We start from the raw sequence: 4,780 nt of genomic DNA on the forward strand, positions 1-4,780 counted from the left end.
AGGGCGAACAAACCCTGAGGACGCTTCTGAATGAACAACACGATCAGCACGAGCACCGCGATCTTCGCGAGCACCGCCCCGGAAAACGGCTCGATCGTCTTCATGAGCACACCGAGCCCGAAGCTGCCGAGCACCGTTCCCGCAAGTTGACCGACGCCGCCGAGCACGACCGCCATGAACGAATCGACGATATAGCTTTGGCCGAGATCGGGCCCGACATTGCCGATCTGCGAAAGGGCGCAGCCGCCTAGCCCCGCGATGCCCGCGCCGAAAGCGAACGCATAGGAATCGACGAACGCGGTCTTGACGCCGACGCACGCCGCCATGCCGCGGTTTTGCGTCACGGCGCGCACGAACAGGCCGAGCCGCGTACGCGTGAGGACGGCCCAGGCGATCGCGACGACCGCCAGCGAGAAAGCGAGGATCGCGATGCGGTTATACGGCAGGATCAGGTTCTGCATGACCGTCATGCCGCCCGTCATCCATCGCGGGTTCGTGACTTCGACGTTCTGCGCGCCGAACAGCGTGCGCGTCGCCTGCATCAGGACGAGGCTCGCGCCGAAGGTCGTCAGCAGCGTTTCGAGCGGACGGCCGTAAAGGCGCTTGAGCACGAGCCGTTCGAGTACGACGCCAAGGCAGGCGGAGGCGACGAACGAGACAGGCACGGCGGCGACCAGATACCAGTCGAAGGCCTGCGGCGCATAGTGCCGAAAGAGGTTCTGCACGACGTAGGTGGCATAGGCGCCGATCATCAGGAATTCGCCGTGCGCCATGTTGATGACGCCGATGACGCCATAGGTGATCGCAAGCCCGAGCGCAGCCAGCAGCAACACGCTGCCGAGCGAGACGCCGGCGAACAGCGTGCCGACGATACGGCTATTGCGCTGAATGGCGTCGAGGGCGTCGATACCGCGCTGCGCGGCCGTGCGTACCCGTGCATCGGGCTCGACGAACGTACCGTCCGCGCGCGTCGCGACAAGCGGGCGCAGCAGCGAGTAGAAATCGAGATCGTGTCGCGCCGCGACGAGTTCGACGGCTTCGAGGCGCTTGGCCGGATCGGCGTCGTTGAGCGCGGTAGTGGCCCAGAGCGCGTCGAGGCGGCGCTTGAGCGCGGGGTCCGTTTCCTTCGCGCGGGCCGCTTCGATGAACGGCTTCATCGAAGCGTCGGGCGGCGTGGTCAGCAGTGCATCGACGGCGGCCCGCCGCGTGGCCAGGTCGGGCGAGGCCAGATGAACGCCGGCCAAGGCTTTTGCGACCTTGCCGCGCAGCAGGTTGTTGAGCATGACAGGCTGCGCATCGCCGATGGGGACGAGCTTGCCCGACACGGCGTCGCGGGCGTGCGCGTCGTCGCCGTCGGATTGAATCAGCACTTCGCCGGCGCTCGTCGCCAACGCTTGATCATTGGCGAGCGCGTCGAGCAGCGCCGACGCCGCGGCATCGTGCTTCGCCACGAGCGTGTCGATAGCGGAGGCTTTCGCATCGAAGTCGTCGCCGGCGAGCGGGGCGATATCGGCTGTCGTCAGCGCGAACGCGGCCGGCGCGGCGAGCGTGCACGAGAGAGCCACGAGGAGAAGGCAACGGCGCAAGGATCGATTCATGGAAGGTCGAGGGAAAGCGAGCCTGAGGGGCAATTCACAACGAGCGCTACGAACGCGACGGGCGCGAACGGCACGCCCGAACGCCGCCCGGTCAAGCCGCTTGCGAAGCGCGGCTCGGCCGGGGCATGCGTGCGTTCGCGGCTGCGCTTACGCGACTTGTCGCCGACGCAGGAACTCGCGAATCGAACTGACGACGTCGGGTTTGCCTTCGTTGCCGGCAATGAAGGGGCTCCACGGTTGCGCGCGGATGGCCGTCTTCGTTTTCCAGACCACGTTGAACTGGCCGTCGCCGCGGATCTCGCCGATCATCACCGGCTTGTGCAGATGGTGATTGCCGTCCATCGTCAACGTGAAGCCCGACGGCGCGGCCACGGCCTGGCCGATCATGGCCGTACGCACTTTGTCGACGTCGGTGCTCTTCGCTTTTTCGACCGCCTGCTTCCACATGTGAATGCCGACGAACGTCGCTTCCATCGGATCGTTCGTCACGCGTTTGGCGCCGCCGGGCAGGTTCTGCGATTTGACCCATTCGGCCCATTGCAACTTGAACTTCGTATTGGCCGGGCCCTTGACGGACATGAAGTAGTTCCATGCGGCAAGGTGACCGACGAGCGGCTTCGTATCGATGCCGCGCAACTCTTCCTCGCCCACCGAGAAAGCGACGACGGGCACGTCCGTCGCTTTGAGCCCTTGATTGCCGAGCTCCTTATAGAAGGGCACGTTCGAATCGCCGTTGATCGTCGACACGACGGTCGTCTTGCCGCCTTGCGCGAACGCTTTGATGTTGGCGACGATCGTTTGGTAGTCGCTGTGGCCGAACGGCGTGTAGACCTCTTGGATGTCGGCGTCTTTCACGCCCTTCGAATGCAGGAACGCGCGCAGGATCTTATTGGTCGTGCGCGGGTACACATAGTCGGTGCCGAGCAGGAAGAAGCGCTTCGCGCCGCCGCCCTCGGGGCTCATCAGATATTCGACGGCCGGGATGGCTTGCTGATTCGGCGCCGCGCCCGTGTAGAAGACATTGCGCGACATCTCTTCGCCTTCGTACTGCACCGGGTAGTAGAGCAACCCGTTGAGTTCTTCGAATACCGGCAGAACCGATTTACGCGACACGGAGGTCCAGCAGCCGAATACGCAAGCCACCTTTTCTTGCGTCAGCAACTGCCGGGCTTTCTCGGCGAAGAGCGGCCAGTTCGAAGCGGGGTCGACCACCACCGGCTGAATCTGACGGCCCATGACGCCGCCATTCTTGTTGATGTCGGCGATCGTCATGAGCGCCGTGTCTTTGAGCGAAGTCTCCGAGATGGCCATCGTTCCCGACAGCGAGTGGAGAATGCCGACCTTGATCGGCCCGCTGGCCGATGACGATTGCGCGCGAACGAACGGGGCTTGCCCCGCCAGCGCGAGCGCGCCGGAGAGCGAACCGAGCTTCAACAAGCTACGACGTTTCATTGTGCTTCCCCTTGCCGGTGCTGAATCAACGTTTATTGGAGTGGACCGGGCGAAACGCGTGCATCGAAAAGACGCACAGGCCTACGCGCGGACCGCCGAGCGTTGCAAGGGGTATGCCAATTGAGGGGACGCTAGAAGGGGCAAGGCTCGGCGCGCCATTGGCCGATATGTCGATGCGTTCAATGCACCGAGGCGGGAGATCAACTTGGTGCGCGCCGCGCCAGCGAAGCGCGGGGCGCGCGAACTTGGTGAATGCTTCGGTGCTTAGTAAAGCGGAACTTTCGAATCGACTTGGCGCGACCAGGCGTCGATGCCGCCTTGCAGATTGAATACGTGCTTGAAGCCGCGTCCTTCGAGGAACATCGCCACGTTGGCGCTGCGTGCGCCGTGATGGCAGATGCAGACGATCTGCGCTTCATCGTCGAGTTCCTCGCTGCGCGCGGGAATGTCGCGCATCGGGATCTCCACGCAACCGGCAATGTGCGCGGTGGCGACTTCCCAGGGCTCGCGCACGTCGAGCAGGATCGGGGCAGGGCGCGAAGCATCGGCCAGCCATTCGGCGAGGGCGGGGGCGGAGAGGTTTTGCATGGGAGATCGATGAAATGAACGTTCGGTGCGAACCCTGGACCGGCGGTGCGGCGCGTGCGGCCGCACCCGGTCCGATGAGTTCGATTAGAACTTGAAGCGCGGCGGCTGAACGGCGTTCTGCAGCGGCTCGATAAAGGTTTCGAAGACATCGGCCACGCGGAATTGCTTTTCGTCGATGCGCGTGATGATCTGCGCCTTCATGACGGGCGCGGTGCCGACGAACGCGGCGAGCCGGCCGCCGATCTTGAGCTGCTCGAGGATTTCTTGCGGCAGGACGGGCAGGCCGCCCGACACGCAGATGACGTCGTACGGCGCTGCGCCGGTCCAGCCGCGTGCGCCGTCGCCGGTTGCGACTTCCGCATTGGTCACGCCGTTTTCGGTGAGATTGCGCTTGGCGAGTTCGGCCAGCGCCGGCTTGATGTCGACGGTCAGCACGTGACGGGCGCGATGAGCGAGCAACGCGGCCATGTAGCCCGAGCCCGCGCCGATTTCGAGCACGCTTTCGTGCTTCTTGACCGCCAGTTCCTGCAGCACGCGCGCTTCGACGCGCGGGAAGAGCATGTGCTCGCCTTCGGGCAGCGGCACTTCCAAATCGGCGAACGCGATGTCGCGATAGGCGGCGGGAACGAAGTTTTCGCGTTTGACGACCGACAGCAGATTCAGCACGTCCTGGTCCAGCACGTCCCAGGGGCGAATTTGTTGTTCGATCATGTTGAAGCGGGCTTGCTCGATGTTCATGGCGACTTAGCGGACTTGGACGTAGCGGTTCGGTACGACGGAAAGAAACCTCGGGATTGTACCAAACCGCGCGGACCGGCCCCAGCCGCCGCGCTTAGCGTTTGCTGCGCTTGATCTGTGCCTCGAATGCCACGTCGAGCTTGCTGACGCGCTTGGGCTTGGCGGGCGACATGGCGTCGACGAACGCGACGAAGGCGTCGAGCGGCAGCGGCTCCGACAGCGGCAACTCGATCCCGGTGGCCCGGTCGACCAGACGAAAAAGCCCGCCGGGCATGCCGATGGCCGCGTAGTGGGGATTGCCGGTGCGCTCCTTGAGCTTTTGCACCGCGGAAATGGCGCGCGTACCGCGCATGCTGGGATCCTCTAAAATCTCGGGCGAAGTCGCTACTTTACCAAGGTACGTC

Annotated in this window: 5 protein-coding genes; all 5 read right to left on the bottom strand. The window is 64.2% G+C overall.

The window, feature by feature from the left end:
• The coding region (gene urtB, locus ACTHNR_RS08610) for an urea ABC transporter permease subunit UrtB (protein ID WP_440547159.1) at positions 1 to 1,598 on the bottom strand (1,598 nt) is incomplete at its 3' end.
• Positions 1,599 to 1,745: 147 nt separating this feature from the next.
• Complete coding sequence (gene urtA, locus ACTHNR_RS08615; RefSeq protein ID WP_440547160.1) at positions 1,746 to 3,050, bottom strand: urea ABC transporter substrate-binding protein; 1,305 nt, start codon at positions 3,048 to 3,050, stop codon at positions 1,746 to 1,748.
• Positions 3,051 to 3,314: 264 nt separating this feature from the next.
• Complete coding sequence (locus ACTHNR_RS08620; RefSeq protein ID WP_440547161.1) at positions 3,315 to 3,638, bottom strand: rhodanese-like domain-containing protein; 324 nt, start codon at positions 3,636 to 3,638, stop codon at positions 3,315 to 3,317.
• An 84-nt stretch (positions 3,639 to 3,722) separates the two neighbouring features.
• Complete coding sequence (locus ACTHNR_RS08625; RefSeq protein ID WP_440547162.1) at positions 3,723 to 4,376, bottom strand: protein-L-isoaspartate O-methyltransferase family protein; 654 nt, start codon at positions 4,374 to 4,376, stop codon at positions 3,723 to 3,725.
• A gap of 94 nt (positions 4,377 to 4,470) precedes the next feature.
• Complete coding sequence (locus ACTHNR_RS08630; RefSeq protein ID WP_440540305.1) at positions 4,471 to 4,728, bottom strand: hypothetical protein; 258 nt, start codon at positions 4,726 to 4,728, stop codon at positions 4,471 to 4,473.
• Positions 4,729 to 4,780: the final 52 nt, after the last annotated feature.

Source organism: Trinickia sp. (genome assembly GCF_051954495.1).
In the GTDB taxonomy this organism is placed as follows: domain Bacteria; phylum Pseudomonadota; class Gammaproteobacteria; order Burkholderiales; family Burkholderiaceae; genus Trinickia.